This is a genomic window from Nocardia implantans, assembly GCF_035544775.1.
In the GTDB taxonomy this organism is placed as follows: Bacteria; Actinomycetota; Actinomycetes; order Mycobacteriales; family Mycobacteriaceae; genus Nocardia; species Nocardia implantans.
Genome location: NZ_JAYKYQ010000003.1, coordinates 559,541 through 578,183, shown reverse-complemented (window position 1 = coordinate 578,183; position 18,643 = coordinate 559,541). Strand labels below are relative to the sequence as shown.

The window sequence follows — 18,643 nt, the reverse complement described above, 5'->3', positions numbered from 1 at the left end:
CGTGCCCGTGAAGGTGGTCCTGCTGTTACCAGGAAGTCCCGTCCGACGGAAGCGGAGCCCCTGAACGCCGGGCGCCGTGCCGCCCAGGATCGAAGGCACCCGATCCCGAGGAGTTCTGATGAAGACATTGATCGTCTACGCCCATCCCGAGCCGAAGTCGCTCAACGGGTCGCTGAAGGATCTCGCGGTGTCCGCCTTGGAGGCCGCGGGGCACGAGGTGCGGGTGAGCGATCTGTACGCGATGCAGTGGAAGGCGGTCGTGGACGCCACGGACTACGGCCCCGGAGCCTCGAGTCCGCTACGGGTCGCCCGTGACTCGGGGCGGGCCTTCGACGCGGGGACGCTCACCCCGGATGTGCGCGCCGAGCAGGAGAAGCTGCTGTGGGCCGACACGATCATCTTCCAGTTCCCGCTCTGGTGGTACACGATGCCCGCGATCCTCAAGGGCTGGGTGGACCGGGTGTTCACCTACCACTTCGCCTACGGCGTCGGCGAGCACAGCGACACCAGGTACGGCGAGCGCTTCGGCGAAGGCACTCTCACGGGCCGGAAGGCTCTGCTGTCGGTGACCGTAGGCGGCCCGGAGCCGCATTACGCCGCGCGCGGGATCAACGGGCCCATCGAGGATCTGCTGTTCCCGATCCACCATGGCATCCTGTTCTACCCCGGCATCGAAGTGCTGCCGCCGTTCGTGCTGTATGGCACCGACCGGATGACCGGCGAGGACTACGCGGACGTCGCCAAGGCTTGGGAGCAGCGCCTGCTCACCTTGGAGTCGACCGAGCCGATCGCCTTTCGCCGGCAGAACTTCGGCGACTACGAGATCCCCTCGCTGCAACTGAAGGAGGGATTGGAGTCCGCAGGCCGCACGGGTTTCGGCCTGCACGTGCGGAGTTGACCCCGGTTCGTGTCCGTCTGTACGGGCAAGGGTCGCCAGGTCCATGGCGGAGCGTGTCGAGTGATACCCGAAGTCCTACGCCTTCTCGGGCTGCCCGATCTGCGCGGGCTCGTCGCGGACCCACGCATCGGTCTGGGTCAGCCAGAACAGGTAGGCCAGAGCGGGCAGCACCGTGACGGCGGCGACGGCGACGACGGCCAGCAGCCCGATCAGGGTCGAGCGTGCCCCTGCCGCGTCGGCGATGAGCGTCTCGTCGACGAGGATCCACGGCGTCTGCGCGACCGCCCATCCGATGACGATCGCGGCGACCGCGATCACCGCGGGGACGCGCGCCCACGCGAAGCGGCGACGGTACACCATGATCAGGGTGAGCACGCCCGCGGCGGCCGAGAGCGCGATCAGCGGCAGGGCACGCCCGAGTAGTCCGGCGCCCAGGGTCGGTGCGTCGTGACGGATCGGGGCGATCGCCGCGATCGCGACCGCCCCGGTCACGCCGCCGACGATCAGCGTGCGGATGCGCAGGTATCCCGCCAGCGCGTCGTCGCCCGAGCGCGCGGCGTCCGCGGTGAGGAAGACTCCGGCCAGGAACGCCGAGGTCCCGACGGCCAGCGTGCCGCCGATCAGCGAGGTCGGATTCAGCCATGACCCCACCCGGTCGCCGTACCCCTCGGCGGGCACTCGCCCGGACGCGATCGCGCCGGCCACGGTGCCGAAGAAGAACGGCGTGATGAGCGACGCGCCGGCGAACAACGCGCCGAACAGGCGCGCCTGGCGCAGGGTCGCGGAGTACTTGCGGAACGCGAAGTTCGCGCCGCGCAGCACGATTCCCAGCAGCGCGAGGCTCATCGGGATGAACAAGGTGGTCATCACGGCGGCGAACACCGCAGGGTAGGCGGTCCAGAGGAAGACCAGGATGTAGATCAACCAGACGTGATTGGCTTCCCACACCGGTCCGATGCTGTGATCGATGAGCACCCGCAGGCGGCTGCCGCGCCGCGCACCGCCCGCGGTCAGGTCCCAGAATCCGGAGCCGAAATCCGCGCCACCGAACAGCCCGTAGAGGACAACCCCGGTGAACATCGCCGTCGCCACCACGTCGGAGAGATCCATCGGTCACGGCTTTCCGACGCTGCGGGCCCGCTGCGCCTGGTCGACCGGCGATGCTCCCGGTCCGTAGGGGGCGGTGATGGTCGCGGCGCCGGCGCGCCAACGGCGAGCCATGGAACGCAAGACGACGATCGCACCCACCGTCATCCCGACGTACACCAGCAATACGCTGGCATAGCTCCACCACAGGCCGGTGCTCGTGCTGGCGGCGTCGGTGGTGCGCAGCACCTGCCACACCGTCCACGGCTGACGGCCCACTTCGGTGGCGATCCAGCCGCATTCCAGCGCGAGGATCGCCAGCGGGCCCGCGGCGACCGACGCGCCCAGGAACCAGCGTTCGGTCAGCGGGTCACGGCGCCGCCAGCGCAGCAGCCAGAACACGATCACCAGGAGCGCGAGCAGGGTGCCGATGGCCACCATGCCCTGGAAAGCGAGATGGGTGACGTTGACCGGCGGCCGGTCCCCGATGGGCACCGAGTCCAGACCGGGGACAGGTGCGGTCAGGGAATTGCGGGCGATGATCGAACCCAGCCGGGGGATCTCGAGCGCTCCCTTGACTTCGCCGTCGACCAGGACGCCGCCCAGTCGCAGCGGGGCAGGCCCTTCGGTGGTGGCGGCCAGCTCGAACGCCGCCAACTTGGCCGGCTGCGTGTCGTGCACCCGCATGCCGAGCACATGCCCGATGAGCGGTTGCGCGAGCGCCGCGACCGTGGCGAAGACGAACGGAACGGTGAATCCGAGCCGGTGGTTGGCGTCGCGGCGGCCGCGCAGCAGACCGGCCGCGTAGACACCGGACACCAGGAAGCCGACGACCATGAAAGCGCCGACCCACATGTGCGCGAACTGCAGGTAGACACCGTCGTTGAACATGGCTCGCCACGGATCGACGTCGGTCACCTCCCCGTCGACGAGGCGGAAGCCGGTCGGGTTGTTCATCCACGCGTTGACACTGACCACACAGAAGGTGCCGACCACCCCCGCCACGCCCATCGGGATGAGCATCGCCAGGTGCCTGCGCGGCGCCATGCGACCCCACCCGTAGAGGTAGATGCCGAGAAAGATCGCCTCGATGAAGAACGACAGCCCTTCGAAGGCGAACGGCAGGCCGAGCACGTCACCGTAGCGGCCCATCAGCCCCGGCCACAGCAGGCCCATCTCGAAGCTGAGCACCGTCCCGGAGACCGCGCCGATGGCGAACAGGATCGCCGATACCGTCGCCCACCGCTTGGCCAGCGCCGAGGCGACCGGGTCGGTGCGGACGATGCCGCGGCGATGCACGACGTAGATCATGGCGGGAAAGGCCACCCCGAAACAGGCGAGCACGATGTGCCAGCCCAGCGAGAACGCCATCTGCTGGCGCGCGGGAAGCAGACCGGGTGGCCCCTCCGCCGACGCCTGGGACAGCGCCGCGAGCGTGCTCGACACCATGGCAGCCCCTTCCTGCGGTCTCGGGAGCCGCATGCCTGCGCCGCACGTCGGCTCTCGAGCGGGGTATCCCCTTTGCGCCGCGCCAACCAGGGCGCCACCGGCGCTGCCGCCGCGGCGGAGCTGTCATGCGCCCGGACACGTGGGTGCCGGTCTCAGCCCGACGGGCGAAAGCGTGTCGAGTTCGCTCGTTCCGGTCACCTCACCAGGTGAGCACCGGTTTGACGACCGTGCCCGCCCGCTGCTCCGCGAGCGCGGCATTGATCTCGGTATGCGGATACCTCGTGATCAGCCGGTCGATGGGGAATCGTCCGGCGGCATGCAGCTCCAGCAGCTGGGGGATGAAAGTCGCGGGCACCGCGTCGCCTTCGAGGCAGCCGCGAATCGCTTTGCCGCCCAGGACGATATCCCGCAGATCGATCTCGGGGACCCCGGCACCCAGACCGACCGCGACCACGGTGCCTCCGATCGCCGATGCGGCGGCCGCGGTGGCGAGCACACGCGACGATCCCGTGGTGTCGATGGCGTGGGTGGCCCCGCCGTCGGTCAGCTTCCGGATCGCGGGCACGATGTCGTCTGCCGCGGGATCGAGGGCCGCGGTGGCGCCCAGTTCCAGCGCCAGTGCCCGTCGCGCCGGTGACGGTTCCACCACGACCAGCTCGGCGACCTCGCGCACCAGTGCCGCCAGCACACCCGCCATGCCGACCGCGCCCGCGCCGTAGACCGCCACGCGGGCGTCCCGGTCCGGCCGCAGCACATTGAGCACCGCCCCGGCTCCGGTGAGGAAACCGCAGCCCAGTGGGGCGAGGACGGCCGGATCGACCTCGGTGTCGACGACCACCGTGTTGTCGGCGGTGGTCAAGGCGTACGCGGCGAAGCTGGACTGACCGAAGAAACCGTCCCGCACCGGAGTGCCCGCGACGGTGACCCGAGCCGATCCGTCGGCCCGAGCGCCGAACTGATTGAGTTTCGCCGCTCGCAGGCAATACGCCGGGCGCTCCGCCCGGCAGTTGCGGCATGTTCCGCAGTGCCGGAAGGTCAACACCACCCGATCGCCTGGCCGCACGCCGGTCACCGCCGCGCCGACAACCTCCACCACGCCGGCGCCCTCGTGCCCGAGCAGGACCGGACGATCGGCGGCGCCCGCCGCCCGGGTGACCAGATCGGTGTGGCAGATGCCGGTGGCCTGGACCCGGACCAGGATCTCATCCGCACGCGGGCCGTCGATCTCGACCGCTTCGACGGTGAACGCAGCGGCGGGGTCGCGCGACAGCACGGCGGTGGTGGTCACCATCGCTCAGCTCCGCTCGAGCAGGAAATAGAAGTACTCGCCATCTGCCAGCACCAGTTCCGGCCTGCCGTTCATGATGCCCATCAGCGTGTTCTCATCGAGCCATTTGAAGTGGTCGAAGACCGGTCGCTTGTCGTAGACCATGGTGGCGGTCACCTCACCGCGGAACTCGATGTTCCACAGCGTCGCTTCCCCGCCGCCGCCGAGTTCGACGTTGGAGAACAGCGATCCGTCCTCGGCGCGGCAGATCAACGGCTTGGCGTCCAGCACGCTGTGGAACGTCTTGCCGTGCCAGCGGCTCGCCGACAGCGCTTTGCGCAGCGGATGCCGGGTGGGGAACGCCGCGCCCTTCCATTCGCCCAGGATGTCCTCGGCGCGCGCCACGGGCAGACCGGCCCACAGCGCATCCAGCTCCGCCGCCGTCACCCCGCCTTCCCGTGCGAGGAATTCTCGCCAGCCAGTCCCCACAGCGCCCATGACCATCCTCGTTTCCGATGCGGTTTCCAGAACCTTTTGGTTCGGCAACTGTATATCCGAACCAAAAGGTTCGGCAAGATAGGATGCCGGCCATGCGCGCAGCAGGTCAGGCCACCCGCGAACGAATACTCGTCGCGGCCAAAGCGGAGTTCGCCAGGTACGGCATCGCGGGAGCGCGCATCAATCGCATCGCCGACGCGGCCAAGGCCAGTAAGGACCGGCTATACGCGTATTTCGCGGGCAAGGACGAGTTGTACGCCGCGGTCACCGAGGAGTGGGTCGCCCAGACCACGGAGGAGACCGCCCTCGACGCCGCGGACCTGCCCGGTTACGTGGGCAGGCTCTTCGACCACTACATCGCCCATCCCGACAACGCCCGGTTGCAGGCGTGGGCCGAGATCGAGCAGACCCACATCGCCGCCGCCGAGGACGCCATCCGCCGGATCATCGCGGGGAAGCTCGCCGAGATCCGCCGCGGCCAGGAGCAGGGATTGATCACCGAGGCGTTCGCGCCCATCACCCTGATCGTCATGCTGACCGACCTCGCCCGCACCGCGGCCATGCACGCCACCCGCACCACCCAGCACAACATCACCGAACGCCGCGCCGCGACCGTTCTGGCCGCCCGGCGGCTGGTCAGCCCGGAGGCGTCCGCCGCCGAAGCCGGTCGTTAGCTCGCAGGGCTTGCCGAGCCGGCCCACCAGGTGGTGGGCTGGTGGCAGCGTTGCATCTCACGCCTCGATACCGCGCACAGTGTTCCCCCGAAGAAAGGCGGCGCAGCAGGTACTCGCCGGTGCACGGCCACCGGCCGGTAAGCCCCGAGACGACGACGGAGAAACGCATGGACGAGATCGATTGCACGCCGCGGCTCACGGCCTTCCCGCGCATCGACGATTACGGGTTCATCTCCGATTGCGAGGTCACCGCTCTGATCGCGCCCAGCGGAGCCATCGAGTGGATGTGCCTGCCGCGCATGGACTCCCCCAGCGTCTTCGCCGCGATACTCGATCGCTCCGCGGGTTCGTTCCGGTTCGCTCCCGCCGACTTCGTGGTGCCTACCGATCGCCGCTACATCCCGGGCACGATGGTCATGGAGACGAGCTGGCGCAGCGGCGAGGGCTGGGCGACGGTCCGTGACGTGCTGCTGGTCGGGCCGTGGCGGCACCAGAAACCCGGCCGCAGCGCGCACCGGCGGACGCCGACGGACTACGACGCCGAGCACATCCTGCTGCGCACGGTGCACTGCGAGACCGGCCAGATCCAGTTCGGGCTCGATTGCCAACCGGCCTTCGACTACGGCAGGCATCGCGCGCGATGGGAGTACCTCGGCAGTTATCACCTCGCGCAGGCCTGCGCCGACGGGATCGATCTGCAACTGACCTTGAGCACGGACATGCGCTTGGGGCTGGAGGGCACGCACGCGGTCGCCCGGACCCTGCTGAAGAAGGGCGACACCCGGTTCTGCGCGCTGGCCTGGGGCAGTCGGGACGCGCCCGGCGACGTCGCGGAGGCCGAAGAGCGACTGCTGCGCACGATCCACCACTGGCGGCACTGGCTGGCCGGCGGGCGATTCCCGGACCATCCGTGGACCGCGGAACTCACCCGCAGCGCCCTCACCCTCAAGGGATTGACCTTCGCCCCCACCGGCGCCGTCGCTGCCGCCGCCACCACCTCGCTACCGGAAACCCCTGGCGGGGAGCGCAATTGGGACTATCGCTATTCGTGGATCCGCGACTCCGCCTTCGCCCTGTGGGGCCTGTACACGCTGGGGTTCACCTGGGAGGCGAACGACTTCTTCTCCTACATCCTCGACCTGACCGAGGAAGCCGGGGACATGCAGATCGTCTACGGCATCGGCGGCGAGACCGACCTCGCCGAACAGACCCTTCCCCACCTGCGCGGCTACGACAACGCGGGCCCGGTGCGCATCGGTAACGAGGCGTACCGGCAGCGGCAGCACGATGTCTGGGGCGCGGCGCTGGACGCGGTCTATCTCTACGGCCGTCATCAAGATCAGATCGATGCGCGGGCATGGCCGCTGCTCGGCCGTGCGGTCAAGAGCGCCCTGACCTACTGGCGCGAGCCCGACCACGGCATCTGGGAGGTGCGCGGGCAGCCCCGGCACTTCACCTCGAGCAAGGTGATGTGCTGGGTCGCCGCCGACCGCGGCGCCCGGCTGGCCCGTATCCACCAGGACTTCGCCCGCGCGCACCGGTGGCAACAGGCCGCCGACGAGATCCACGCCGACATCTGCGCACACGCGGTCGATTCCCGGCGGGTGTTCACCCAGTACTACGGCAGCACGTCGCTGGACGCTTCGACCCTGCTCATCCCGCTCGTGCGTTTCCTGCCACCCGACGACGACCGGGTACGCAACACCGTGCTGGCCATCGCAGAGGAACTGACCGAAGACGGCCTCGTCTTGCGGTACCGCGTCGCGGAGACCGACGACGGATGCGCTGGTGAGGAAGGCGCTTTCACGATCTGCTCGTTCTGGCTGGTGTCGGCGCTGTCGGAGATCGGCGAGAAGAAGAAGGCCAAACAGTTGTGCGAGAAACTTCTCGGCTACGCCAGCCCGCTCGGCCTCTACGCCGAGGAGATCGATCCCCGCACCGGCAGGCACTGGGGCAACTATCCGCAGGCGTTCACCCACCTCGCCTTGATCAATGCCGTCATGCACGTCATCCAGGACGAGCAAGCGCTCCTGCGGCAGGCACTCGGCGGTGAATCGATCGCACCGCGGCTCGACGACGCACCGCTCACTCGCGGGTACATCCACCGCTGACCCGGCCGGTGAAATCCACTGCACCCCAATGGTGGGCGCCCTTTCGTGCCGCCGCGGAGGCGGACTCAGTACTATCGCCTTCGACTGTTAACAGGACTAAGGATTTCATTGAAGGGCTCGACGATGGCGATGCTCGGCATCGCCGCGACCGCGGCATTCGGCCTGACGGCCGCCCCCGCGACCGCTGATCCGGTGGCAGACAAGTCTCGCGTGGTCGACACCGAGGACGGCTGGCAGTTGCGGATCAGCAAGACCGCCGAAGACGTGCAGCGCGTGCCCAATCTGGCCGCGACGCCGTTCACCAGGGAAGGGTTCGTCACGCTGTCGGCGGCGGCCGACATCGCCGGCGAGGGCCGGGAGGCGGTGAACTCGGGGACGCTGCAGCTGGGATACCAGATCGGCTGCCAGGTGGACGTTTCCAACGGCCTGACCATGGGCCTGTCCGCCGCCATCGGCCCGAACGCCATGGTGACCGTCGCCCCGTCGCCCGGCCTCGCCGTCGGCGGCAGCGCGCTGGCCCTGCCGAGCATGTCGACGACCATCAAGCCGGGCACCATCAACAGCATCACGCTGGGGACCAAACCGCTTGCCGGGCCGCACGGCTCGATCTCCGTCGATCAGATCCAGATCAAGATCGATGCGTGTGCGGGCGCGGTGAGCCTGCGCTCGTTCGCGATCGTATCGATATCCACCGCGACGGCCGACAATTCCGTCGCGGTCTACGGTGATCCGATATGGCTGTGATCCCCGCGCCTGCGCTGCGACGCTGGCTGGCGCCGATCGGGGTGTCGGCCGCACTGATCATCGCCGCCCCCACCACCTGCGCCGAGCCGATCGTGCCGGTCGGACCGAGCTGCGGCGAGATACCCTCCCCCGCAACGGCTTGCGGCGACGACAAGCCCGCGACGCGCGGCGCGCCCGCCGCGCCACCTGCACTGCCGTTGCAAGTGCTCGCGCCCCCGCCCGGGAGGTCGGCTCCCAATACCGGCACACCCGCCGGTGCACTGGTTCCTCCCGCGCCGGGACCGGGCTCCGGCAAGCCGATCGTGCCGATCCGATAACGATCAGTCGGGGGCCGCTCGCCCCGCGAGCGGCCCATCGATTCCAGCGCGAGCAGTGATCGCCTCGGCGCGTGTGCTCGCATCAGCTCCTATCGTTCGCTTCCTCGCGCAGCGGCGCGATTCCACTGCCTGCGGCCCGCGACGGGAAGTCTCGGCCTCTAAGTCCACCCGCGCACCGGTATCGCGACAGGCGCATCGGCCGTCGCTGGAATCTGGATGAATTTATGTCTCATCACAGCGCATCACCGCAGTTCAGGGCCGGTTCCTCAGGGTGAATGGCGCGGGCGGCGAAGGACTTACGGCACCGGGTGCGGTCGATAATTTCGGTGCCCGACGGCTGGCCGACCCGCCAGCCGGGTGATTCGCCCGTTGATCACGCCCACCGAACAGGATTCAGCGCCGATGAGTTCCGAATTCCTTTGGTACATCCCGAATCAGGTCACGCCTGGACATCGCGGTGACACCGTCGTGGCCGATCACAACAGCCTGGACACCCTGACCGCCCAGGCGAAGGCACTCGAGGAACACGGCTGGCAGGGCGCTCTGCTCGGCACCGGGTGGGGCCGCCCGGACACCCTCACCGTCGCCACGGCTCTCGCCGCGAGGACCACGACGTTCGAGCCGCTGGTCGCCATCAGGCCGGGCTACTGGCGTCCGGCGAACTTCGCATCGGCGGCGGCGACCCTCGACCACCTCTCCGGCGGCCGGGTGCGGGTGAACATCGTGTCGGGCAAGGACGATCTCGCGGCCTATGGCGAGACCGAGAGCGATCAGGCCGAGCGTTACGCCCGCACCAAAGAGTTCCTGCAACTCGTCCGCCGGCTGTGGACGGAGGAGAACGTCACCTATCGGGGCCAGTACTACCAGGTCATCGATTCCACCGCGCTGCCGAGGATCGTCGCGCGCGGCGAGCGCCGCCATCCGAAGCTCTACTTCGGCGGTGCCTCGGAGGCCGCGGAGCGGGTGGCGGCGACCGAGGCCGATGTCCAGCTCTTCTGGGGCGAGCCCCTGTCGGGCGTCAGGGAACGGATCGAGCGCCTGCGGTCGCTGAGTGAGGAACTCGGCCGCGAGCACCCGCCACTGGAGTTCGGCCTGCGGGTCACCACCTTCGTCCGGGACACCACCGAGCAGGCCTGGGCGGAGGCGGAGGCGAAGGTCGCGGCGATGGCCGACCACCACCACGCGCCCGTGCCGAACCCGCATCGCCGAACGGCGGTGGGCCAGCAGCGATTGCTGGAGCTGGCCGCGCAGGGCGAGGTGCTCGACGACAACCTGTACACCACGCCGGGGAAGTTCGGCGGCGGTGGGGCAGGGACGACCTGGCTGGTCGGCTCCCCCGACGACGTCGCCAAATCGCTGCGCAAGTATCAGGACCTGGGCATCACGCATTTCGTGCTGTCCGACACCCCGTATCTGACCGAGATCGAGCGTCAAGGCAAGCAGCTGCTGCCGTTGCTGCGGGATTGAGACGGGCAGCGCGTGCGCTGCCCCTCCCGATCCGCGTGGCGCGGGCTCAGAGTTTCAGGCCGGTCCCGTGCACGCCGTGCTCGTCGATGAGGGCGAGTTCGTCGTCGGTGAGGGCGGGGAAGCTCAGCGCCGCGATGTTGTGATCGAGCTGCGCGGTGGAACTCGCGCCGATCAGCGCCGAGGTGACCTCCTGGCGCCGCAGCACCCATTGCAGCGCCAGCTGCGCGAGCGACTGGCCGCGCGCCTCGGCGATCTTGTTCAGCGCGGCGGTGCGCTGCCGGTAGGTCTCGTCGATGACATCCGGCGACAGAAAGCTGCTGTTCTGCGCCCGCGCCCCGTCGGGAATCGTCTCCAGGTACTTGTCGGTCAGCAGGCCCTGCGCCAGCGGCGAGTAGACGATCACGCCGAAGCCGTCCTCGCGGGCGGTCTCCAGCAGGCCGCCGCGCTCGGGGCTGCGGTCGTAGATCGAGTAGCGGGCCTGGTGGATCAACAGCGGAACGCCCGCCTGCCGGAGCAGCTCGGCGGCCTCGTGAGTGCGGTCGGGCGCGTAATTGGACAGGCCGATGTAGAGCGCCTTGCCCTGTTGCACGGCGCTGACCAGCGCGCCGACCGTCTCCTCCAACGGCGTGCTCGGATCCGGGCTGTGATGGTAGAAGATATCGACGTAGTCGGTGCCGAGGTCGCGCAGGCTGTGCTCGAGCGAGGTGAGGATCGACTTGCGCGAACCGCCCCGGAGATAGGGGCTCGGCCCGATGGGGTTGCCCGCCTTGGTCGAGAGGATGAGTTCGTCACGGTAGGGAGCGAGGTCCTTGCCGAGCACCGCGCCGAAGTTCTTCTGGGCGGCGCGATGCGGCGGTCCGTAGCGGTCGGCGTTATCGAAGTGCGTGATGCCGAGATCGAAAGCGCGCAGGATGATCTCGCGTTGCGTCGCGAACGGGTAATCGGTGCCGAACTTCTGCCACAAGCCGAACGAGAAGGCAGGAAGGTCGAGGCCGGAGTTACCGGTGCGGCGGTACGGGACTTTTTCGTACCGGTCCGCCGCGGCAGCATAGGTCGGATCGAAGGGGCCATAACTCATCTGTGCGTGTCTTCCTTTCGCTGCGTGATCACCGAGAGTGCACCACTTCGGCCCCTCCGGTGCGACCGGTCGGCTCACGCTGATCGAAACCCGTCGTGCCATGCCGACCCCCGCGTGCCGCGCCTCCCGCCGGACCGATCAGCCTCGGCTCTCCGCGCTCGAAGCTGTCGCACTCACCGGGGGCCGATCGTCCTTCCGTGCCGCCACGATGACAAGCGCCCCGGAAACGATTCCGACGAAGAATGGCGACGGCACGAGCAGGACACCGCCCAGCAAGCACCATGCCGCGAGGCCCCAGCCGATTACAGCGGGCACGGCCACCCCGCGTCCGGCGAGGTGCCAGATCAGCAGACCCAACAGCATCAACGGCACGGCGAAGCTGCCCGGGCCGGCCCAGAACGTCAGCTTGTTCTCCAAGGACTCCGCCGTCTGCACGATGTCTTCATCTCCGAGCGTGAGCGGGACGGCCGCCCATATACCGCGCTCGGCCCAGCCGGTGATGTTTCCCCAGGAGGAGAGTGCCAGCAGGATCAGGTGCCCTGCGCCCAGCACGAGCAGGATCGCACCGGACCAGCGGAGCAATCGCTTTCTGTCCTTCATCTCGTGACCTTTCCTGTTCCGACGAAGTTCCGGCGTCGTCACGGTTCCGCCGGGGCCCCTCACGCTGGGGTCGACGATCGCGAGGTCGACTTCCCGTATCGCGGCGCGACATTCGCTTTTATACGATTCCGTACAATTGATCTATACGGTAACGTACAGAATCAGTCCGATCAATGGAGGTGGCCAGATTCCTGCCGTGCCCCGCACCACCCGCGACCGCTGGATCGAGGCGGGTCTGGAAGCACTCGCCCGCGGTGGACCCGATGCCGTCCGCGTGGAGACGCTCGCCGCCCAGCTCGGCGTGACGAAGGGCGGGTTCTACGGCTACTTCGACGGCCGTCCCGCGCTGCTCACGGAAATGCTGGACGAGTGGGAACGCCGCTGCACGACAGCCGTCCTCGCCCAGGCCGAAGCCGAAGGCGGCGACGCCGCCGACCGGATCCGGCGCGCCGGACGATTGACCTTCACCGAGGACCTGCACCGCATCGATCTCGCGGTGCGCGCTTGGGCCCGCCACGACGAATCGGTGGCCACGCGCCTGCGGCGCATCGACAACGAGCGGATGACTTTCCTGCGCAAAATGTTCGGGGCCTTCATCACCGACCCCGACGAGGTCGAGGCACGCAGCACCCTGACCTTCGCCCTCGCGATCGGCCGTCACTTCATCGTCGCCGACCACCCCGGCTACACCACTCGCGAAGCCGTCGAACTCGCCGGAGAATACCTTCTGCGTCCGCCGCGCTGAACGCTGCGCACGTTCGGCAGGCCGGGCTTTCGCGTGAGAGCTCGGCCCCGTTCCGGGCCGCAGCACACCGGTCGCGCCGCCGTATTTCCCATCGATCGAGCTGATCTGAATCGTTGACACTCCGCGTGCGATGGCTAGCGTGTGCGCACATTCTCCGCCGTGGCCACGCGTTATTCCTTCCCGGTCCGTCGAGCCCGGTGACACAGCCCGTCTTCGGCCGTGCTCGCAGCCCCCGTTCGGTCCGTCGCAGAGCGGTTTCGGGCGTTGCACCGCACGATATTCGCGCATGGAGAGAAACGGGAGACGATGGCACCGAACCCACTGCATATCGGCGTCGCGCTCGACGGGGCGGGCTGGCATCCGGCCGCGTGGCGGGAGCCCAACTCCCGTCCTGCCGAACTGTTCGGCCCCGGCTACTGGACCGACCTGATCCGGACCGCGGAGCGGGCACTGCTCGATTTCGTGAGCATCGAAGACAGTCTGCGGATCCCCGGTGGAGGGCACGCACCGTCCGACGACGCCGTCGATCAGGTCAGGGCCAGGATCGACGCGCATCTGATCGCCGCACGGATCGCCCCGGTCACCCGGCGTATCGGTCTCATTCCGACCGTGACGACCACGCACACCGAGCCGTTCCACGTCTCCAAGTCGATCGCCACCCTCGACTACACCTCGGGTGGCCGGGCGGGTTGGCAAGCGCGGGTGTCCGGTACCGCCGAGGAGGCCGCCCACTTCGGACGCCGTGGGGTGCACGACCTGACTCCCGCCGAACTCGCCGAAGCCCTCGCCTCCGGCGTCTTCCCCGACCGGGTGCGCGATCTCTTCGACGAAGCCGCCGACGCCGTCGAGGTGGTGCGGCGGCTATGGGACAGCTGGGAGGACGACGCGGAGATCCGCGATGTGGCCACTCGCCGGTTCATCGATCGCGACAAACTGCACTACATCGACTTCGAGGGCCGCTTCTTCAGCGTCCGCGGGCCATCGATCACGCCGCGTCCGCCGCAAGGGCAGCCGGTGGTGGCGGCTCTTGCGCACGGCCCCTTGATCTACGAATTCACCGCCCGCGGTGCCGATCTGGTCTTCGTCACGCCCACCCGCGACGAGGGCCCCGGCCCGATCCTGAAACAAGTCGCGTCCGCCGCGGCGCGGGTGGGACGCGCCGGTGAGCCGCTGCGAGTCTATGCCGACATCACCGTTTTCCTCGATACCGACGAGCAGTCCGGTCCGCAGCGTCTGTCCCGGCTGAGCGAACTCGCGGGTGCCGAATTCGGTTCCGACGCCGCCGTCTTCGCGGGAAGCGCCGACGAGCTCGCCGATCTGCTCACCGACTGGAGCGAGCAGGGGGTCGACGGGTTCCGATTGCGGCCCGGCGTCGCGGTCGACGACTTGGCGGCAGTGGCCGACCGGCTCGTCCCCGCGCTGCAACGCCGCGGTGTGTTCCGCGCCGGCTACCCGGACGGCTCGCTGCGCGCGCTGCTCGGCCTGCCCACCGACGTCCCCAACCGCTACGCGACTGCCTGAGCGAGGTCACCATGAGCACCCCCCGTAAGCAGGTCATCCTTGGCGCCTACCTCGGCGGCGTCAACCATCACACCGCCTGGTGGCATCCCGAGGCGGGCAGCCAGATCGATTTCAGCAGTTTCGAGCACACCGCCCGCACCGCCGAACGCGGCAAGTTCGATTTCTTCTTCCTCGCCGAAGGGCTCGTCCTGCGCGAACGCGCGGGCCGGATCTTCGATCAGGACATCATCGGCCGCCCCGACACCTTCACCGTGCTGGCCTCGATCGCCGCGGTCACCGAGCATCTCGGGCTCGCGGGCACCATCAACGCCACCTTCAACGAGCCCTACGAACTGGCCAGGCAGTTCGCCAGCCTGGACCATCTCTCCGGCGGCCGCGCCGCGTGGAACGTCGTGACCTCGTTCGACGCCTTCACCGGCCAGAACTTCCGGCGCGGCGGATTCCTCGATCCCGCCGACCGCTATGCGCGCGCCGAGGAGACGCTGAACGCCGTTCGGGCGCTGTGGGATTCCTGGGACGCGGCCGACATCGTCGCCGACAAGGACTCCGGGCGGTTTCTGGCCAGGCCGGACGCCGGCGCTTTCGCCTTCCACGGCAGCCAGTTCGACATCTCCGGTCGCTTCACCGTGCCGCGCAGCCCTCAGGGCAGGCCGGTGATCCTCCAGGCGGGCGTGTCACCACAGGGACGCGCCTTCGCCGCGGCCAACGCCGATGCCATCTTCTCCCCGTACGGCAAATTGCCGGAGGCCGCGGACTTCTACCGCGACATCAAGTCGCGCGCTGTGGCGGCGGGGCGGGCCGCCGAGGACATCAAGATCCTGCCGTCGGCCAGTTTCGTGCTCGGCGACACCGAGGCCGAGGCGATCGAGAAATACCACGCCATCCGCGACGAGCAGGTCACCGGGCAGACCGCGCTGATTCTGCTGGAACAGATCTGGAACCGCGACCTGTCCGGCTACGACCCGGAAGGGCCGGTCCCCGACATCGATCCCGACCCCGACGCGCCGCCGATCATCCAGGGTCGCGCCTTCGTCCACCAGGACCGCTTCGCCACCGCCGAACGGCTGCGCCAGGTCGCGGAGACGAAGAAGCTCTCGCTGCGCGAGGTGGTGATCGACCAGTTCGAACGCGGCCCCCTGGTCGGAACCCCCGCGCAGGTCGCGGAGCAGATCGACGCTTTCGTGCAGAACGACGGCTCCGACGGTTTCATCCTCGGTTCCCACCTGGTGCCGTGGGGCCTGGACGAATTCGTCGACAAGGTGGTGCCGCTGTTACAGGATCGCGGTGCGCTGCGCACCGAGTACGCGGGGACCACCCTGCGCGACAATCTCGGCCTGCCGGATGTGCGCTCGGCGAAGGCGGTGCCGGCCGACGCCTGAGTTCGGCCGCGGTCGTCCGCACGTCCTATCGACCGGCGTCCGCTGCCGGGCCCACTGGCCCTCCCGGCAGCGGATGCCGGTCGATGCCTGTGTGGCGGGCGGCCGGGTGGCCTTGTTGTCGAGACGAGTCCGGCCGCGAAGCCGGGATCAGACAGGGCCGGAGATGAGTTCGAGCAGGGTCGCGAGAGCGTTCTCGAGGGTGGTGACGTAGGGGACCTCGGGCGGCAGCGCAACGGCGGACCAGCCCGGCCCGGCCACCAGCACCCGCACCGTCGGCTGCCGCACGGCCCGAAGGGTTTCCGGCGTGGCGCTCGGCGGCAACTGCGACCAGAGCACGAGCGAGCAATGCTCGTCGTAATGCGCCAAGGCGTCGCTCAGCGCCGGGTCGGGCACCGCCGCACCCAGCAGCACGGCGACGACGCCCTGCTCGGCCAGCGCGGCCCGCAACACCTCCAGGGGAAGCACATGGTTCTCCCCCGCCGTGCACGCCAGGAGGATCGGCGGCTGGCCGCGCGGCCGCCGGACCGGCGGGAACATCCGGTGCAACCCCGCGATCACCGCCCAGGACAACAGGTGTTCCACTTCGACCAGGCCGCCGCCATCGGCCTGCTCCGCGACGACGGTCGCGAAGGCCGGTCGGCACAAACCGTTCCACGTCGCCACCACACCGTCGCGCGCGAGCCGCGCCATGATCAGCGTGAGCGCGACATCGGGTTCGAGCCGGTCGGCGGCGACCAAGAGCGCGCTGCGGCCTTCCGACGCGCGCGCAGCCTGGGCGAGCGCCTGGCGCGCGGCTCCCGCCGGCGCCGCGCCCGCCGCGATGAAGTCGATCATGCGCCGCAGAGTCGCGATGTCGGATTCGCTGTAGCGGCGGTGCGCACCCCGCTGCCGGCGCGGCGGGCCGATCCCGTAGCGCTGGTTCCAGCTGCGCAGCGTGGCGACCGGAATGCCGAGCCGCCTCGCCACCGCGCCCACCGGGTATCGGCCGGACTCCTCGTCAACCATCGTCGGACCGCATCCGGCACACGAGTTCCACTCCTTCGAAAAAGTTCGAGCTGATGCATCGATTTTGCATCATTACTGGCGTAGCGTGAAGCCTGACAAGCCGAACTTCCCGAGGAGGACGCGCCATGAACGGACGCACTTTCACCCGATCACTCGGGCTGACGACCACCGTCGGCGCGGCATGGCTGGGCATGTGGTTCACCGCACCAGCCGCCACCGCCGCTCCGGCGGCGTGCCCCGCACCCGGCCCCGCCGCCACCCAGAGCGCCGACGGCACGGCATCGTGCGCGGCGCGCAGCGACACGGGAGGCGCTGCGGCCGCCTACGGCATCGAGGCGGCAGCCAGCGCAGACGCAGCTCCGAGCAGCCTTTCCCTGGCGATCGCGCAGGGCGGCGGCGTCGCCACCTCGAACTCGACGTTCCTGTCGGGTCCGGCCGCGGTAGCCGTCGGACCCGACGCGAGAGTCACGACCAGCGGCGTGCGCCCGGGACTGTCGATCGGCATCGCCGGCCCTGGCGCGACGGTCGCGGTCACCGGCGTCACCGCGCCGACCTGCGGCGGCGGATTCGGGTTCGCGGGCGATTTCCAGACAGGCCAGGCCTGCTTCTCGCCTCGATAATGCATCGTTATGTGCAGCATGTCAGACGTGCGGGTGGTTGCCCGAGGCGTGGAAGGAAAGCGCGAATGAACATCGTGTGGTCGGAATCGATAGTGCGCGAACCGGCCGGTGACCTGCCGGCCCTCGCGACCACCCCCATCTCGCTGTGGCGGGAGACGGTGCGGAAGGCGGTGCTCGCCGAGTTGGGCGATTTCGTCCCGCGAGCCTGCCCCGCGCCGCTTCGCCGCCTGGGCGCGGAGGACATTCTGCGGCAATACGCCATGGGCGGGAAGTGCCTGCGATCGACGTTCATGTACCTGGGCTGGCGGTGCGGCGCGCCGGACGACCCGGCGGCGCTGCGCGCGGCAGCCGGCCTGGAACTGCTGCACGCGTTCGCGCTGCTCCAAGACGACGTCATGGACCGGTCCGCGACGCGCCGCGGCGCACCGGCGGCGCATGTCCGGTTCGCCAGGGCCCACCGCGACATCGGGGCGCCCGGCTCCGCCGCCAGGTACGGCGAGTCCGCCGCGATCCTGCTCGGGGACATGTGTCTGGTGTGGGCCGAGCAGATGCTCCGGGAGAGCGGGCTCGCCGAATCCGCGCTCGCGCGGGCGTGGCCGCGCTACGACACCATGCGGGTGGAACTGGCGACCGGCCAATTCGCGGATCTGCTCAACGACGCGCGCACCGAGCCCGCGCTGGCCTCGGTGCTGGCGATCGCGCGGGTCAAGTCCGGCAACTACACGGTGCGATGCCCCTTGGAGATGGGGGCCGCGATGGCAGGCTGTCCCGCGACCGTCCTGGACGCGCTGGGCCGGTACGGCGCCGCGGTGGGCGAGGCCTTCCAGTTGCGGGACGACATACTCGGCATCTTCGGGTCGCAGGCCGTGACCGGCAAGCCCGCCGACGGCGACCTCGCGGAACGTACCGCGACCAGCGTGGTGGTCCTCGCGCGGGAGATGGCGACCCACTCGGCGCGGGCCGAATTGTCCTTCCTGCTGCATCGCCCCCGGCTGCGCCCCGTGGAGATCGACCGCGCCAGAACCCTGATCATCGAGTCCGGGGCGCCCGAGCGGATCGAGACGATGATCGCCGACTTGGTCGCCCGCGCGGTGGACGCCCTGAGCACCGCCGATCTCACCGCACCGCTGCGCGCCGCCTTGGCGCACATGGCCTTCGCCTGCACCGGACGCGTCGCATGACCA

Annotated in this window: 18 protein-coding genes; 11 read left to right on the top strand and 7 right to left on the bottom strand. The window is 69.2% G+C overall.

Going from position 1 to position 18,643, the window contains the following annotated elements; genetic code table 11:
- Positions 1-118: 118 nt before the first annotated feature.
- On the top strand, positions 119-898 hold the full coding sequence (locus U3653_RS10460) for an NAD(P)H-dependent oxidoreductase (protein ID WP_195079401.1): 780 nt from the start codon (positions 119-121) through the stop codon (positions 896-898).
- A 75-nt stretch (positions 899-973) separates the two neighbouring features.
- Here U3653_RS10460 and U3653_RS10455 read toward each other — a convergent pair whose 3' ends face one another.
- From U3653_RS10455 to U3653_RS10440, 4 genes are all read right to left on the bottom strand, one after another.
- Positions 974-2,008 carry a cytochrome d ubiquinol oxidase subunit II gene (locus tag U3653_RS10455; protein WP_195079400.1) on the bottom strand — a complete coding sequence of 345 codons (1,035 nt, stop codon included), beginning with the start codon at positions 2,006-2,008 and terminating at the stop codon, positions 974-976.
- Between the two features lie 3 nt (positions 2,009-2,011).
- Positions 2,012-3,433 carry a cytochrome ubiquinol oxidase subunit I gene (locus tag U3653_RS10450; RefSeq protein ID WP_195079399.1) on the bottom strand — a complete coding sequence of 474 codons (1,422 nt, stop codon included), beginning with the start codon at positions 3,431-3,433 and terminating at the stop codon, positions 2,012-2,014.
- 199 nt (positions 3,434-3,632) lie between these two features.
- Positions 3,633-4,721, bottom strand: coding sequence for an NAD(P)-dependent alcohol dehydrogenase (locus U3653_RS10445; protein WP_195079470.1), 1,089 nt, complete (start codon positions 4,719-4,721; stop codon positions 3,633-3,635).
- 6 nt (positions 4,722-4,727) lie between these two features.
- Positions 4,728-5,198, bottom strand: coding sequence for a DUF4334 domain-containing protein (locus tag U3653_RS10440; protein ID WP_195079398.1), 471 nt, complete (start codon positions 5,196-5,198; stop codon positions 4,728-4,730).
- Positions 5,199-5,290: 92 nt separating this feature from the next.
- On the opposite strand from U3653_RS10440, the gene U3653_RS10435 reads away from it, so the two are divergent.
- From U3653_RS10435 to U3653_RS10415, 5 genes are all read left to right on the top strand, one after another.
- Positions 5,291-5,872: a TetR family transcriptional regulator gene (locus tag U3653_RS10435; protein ID WP_195079397.1), complete on the top strand. Its 582-nt coding sequence runs from the start codon at positions 5,291-5,293 to the stop codon at positions 5,870-5,872.
- 167 nt (positions 5,873-6,039) lie between these two features.
- Complete coding sequence (locus U3653_RS10430; protein ID WP_195079396.1) at positions 6,040-7,983, top strand: glycoside hydrolase family 15 protein; 1,944 nt, start codon at positions 6,040-6,042, stop codon at positions 7,981-7,983.
- Between the two features lie 108 nt (positions 7,984-8,091).
- The gene (locus U3653_RS10425; protein ID WP_323124040.1) at positions 8,092-8,727 is read left to right on the top strand and encodes an MspA family porin; all 636 of its coding nucleotides are present in this window, start codon (positions 8,092-8,094) and stop codon (positions 8,725-8,727) included.
- Complete coding sequence (locus U3653_RS10420; RefSeq protein ID WP_195079395.1) at positions 8,718-9,044, top strand: hypothetical protein; 327 nt, start codon at positions 8,718-8,720, stop codon at positions 9,042-9,044. Before U3653_RS10425 ends, U3653_RS10420 begins: the two co-directional genes overlap by 10 nt.
- A 402-nt stretch (positions 9,045-9,446) precedes the next feature.
- Positions 9,447-10,511, top strand: coding sequence for an LLM class flavin-dependent oxidoreductase (locus U3653_RS10415; RefSeq protein WP_195079394.1), 1,065 nt, complete (start codon positions 9,447-9,449; stop codon positions 10,509-10,511).
- 46 nt (positions 10,512-10,557) lie between these two features.
- Here U3653_RS10415 and U3653_RS10410 read toward each other — a convergent pair whose 3' ends face one another.
- Positions 10,558-11,589 carry an aldo/keto reductase gene (locus U3653_RS10410; RefSeq protein ID WP_195079393.1) on the bottom strand — a complete coding sequence of 344 codons (1,032 nt, stop codon included), beginning with the start codon at positions 11,587-11,589 and terminating at the stop codon, positions 10,558-10,560.
- Positions 11,590-11,727: 138 nt separating this feature from the next.
- Positions 11,728-12,189, bottom strand: a complete 462-nt coding sequence (locus U3653_RS10405; RefSeq protein ID WP_195079392.1) for a DUF6463 family protein — start codon at positions 12,187-12,189, stop codon at positions 11,728-11,730.
- A 160-nt stretch (positions 12,190-12,349) separates the two neighbouring features.
- Between U3653_RS10405 and U3653_RS10400 the strand changes: the two genes are divergently transcribed.
- The 3 genes from U3653_RS10400 (at position 12,350) to U3653_RS10390 (ending at position 15,834) form a co-directional block, all read left to right on the top strand.
- A complete protein-coding gene (locus tag U3653_RS10400; protein WP_195079468.1) occupies positions 12,350-12,934 on the top strand; it encodes a TetR/AcrR family transcriptional regulator in 585 nt (194 codons plus the stop codon).
- A 306-nt stretch (positions 12,935-13,240) separates the two neighbouring features.
- Complete coding sequence (locus U3653_RS10395) at positions 13,241-14,455, top strand: LLM class flavin-dependent oxidoreductase (protein WP_195079391.1); 1,215 nt, start codon at positions 13,241-13,243, stop codon at positions 14,453-14,455.
- A gap of 11 nt (positions 14,456-14,466) precedes the next feature.
- On the top strand, positions 14,467-15,834 hold the full coding sequence (locus U3653_RS10390; protein WP_195079390.1) for an NtaA/DmoA family FMN-dependent monooxygenase: 1,368 nt from the start codon (positions 14,467-14,469) through the stop codon (positions 15,832-15,834).
- A gap of 147 nt (positions 15,835-15,981) precedes the next feature.
- Here the strand turns inward: U3653_RS10390 and U3653_RS10385 are convergent, their stop codons facing one another.
- Positions 15,982-16,839: a MerR family transcriptional regulator gene (locus tag U3653_RS10385; RefSeq protein WP_195079389.1), complete on the bottom strand. Its 858-nt coding sequence runs from the start codon at positions 16,837-16,839 to the stop codon at positions 15,982-15,984.
- Positions 16,840-16,964: 125 nt separating this feature from the next.
- Between U3653_RS10385 and U3653_RS10380 the strand changes: the two genes are divergently transcribed.
- Positions 16,965-17,459, top strand: a complete 495-nt coding sequence (locus U3653_RS10380) for a DUF6764 family protein (protein WP_195079388.1) — start codon at positions 16,965-16,967, stop codon at positions 17,457-17,459.
- A gap of 65 nt (positions 17,460-17,524) precedes the next feature.
- The gene (locus U3653_RS10375) at positions 17,525-18,640 is read left to right on the top strand and encodes a polyprenyl synthetase family protein (protein WP_195079387.1); all 1,116 of its coding nucleotides are present in this window, start codon (positions 17,525-17,527) and stop codon (positions 18,638-18,640) included.
- Positions 18,641-18,643: the final 3 nt, after the last annotated feature.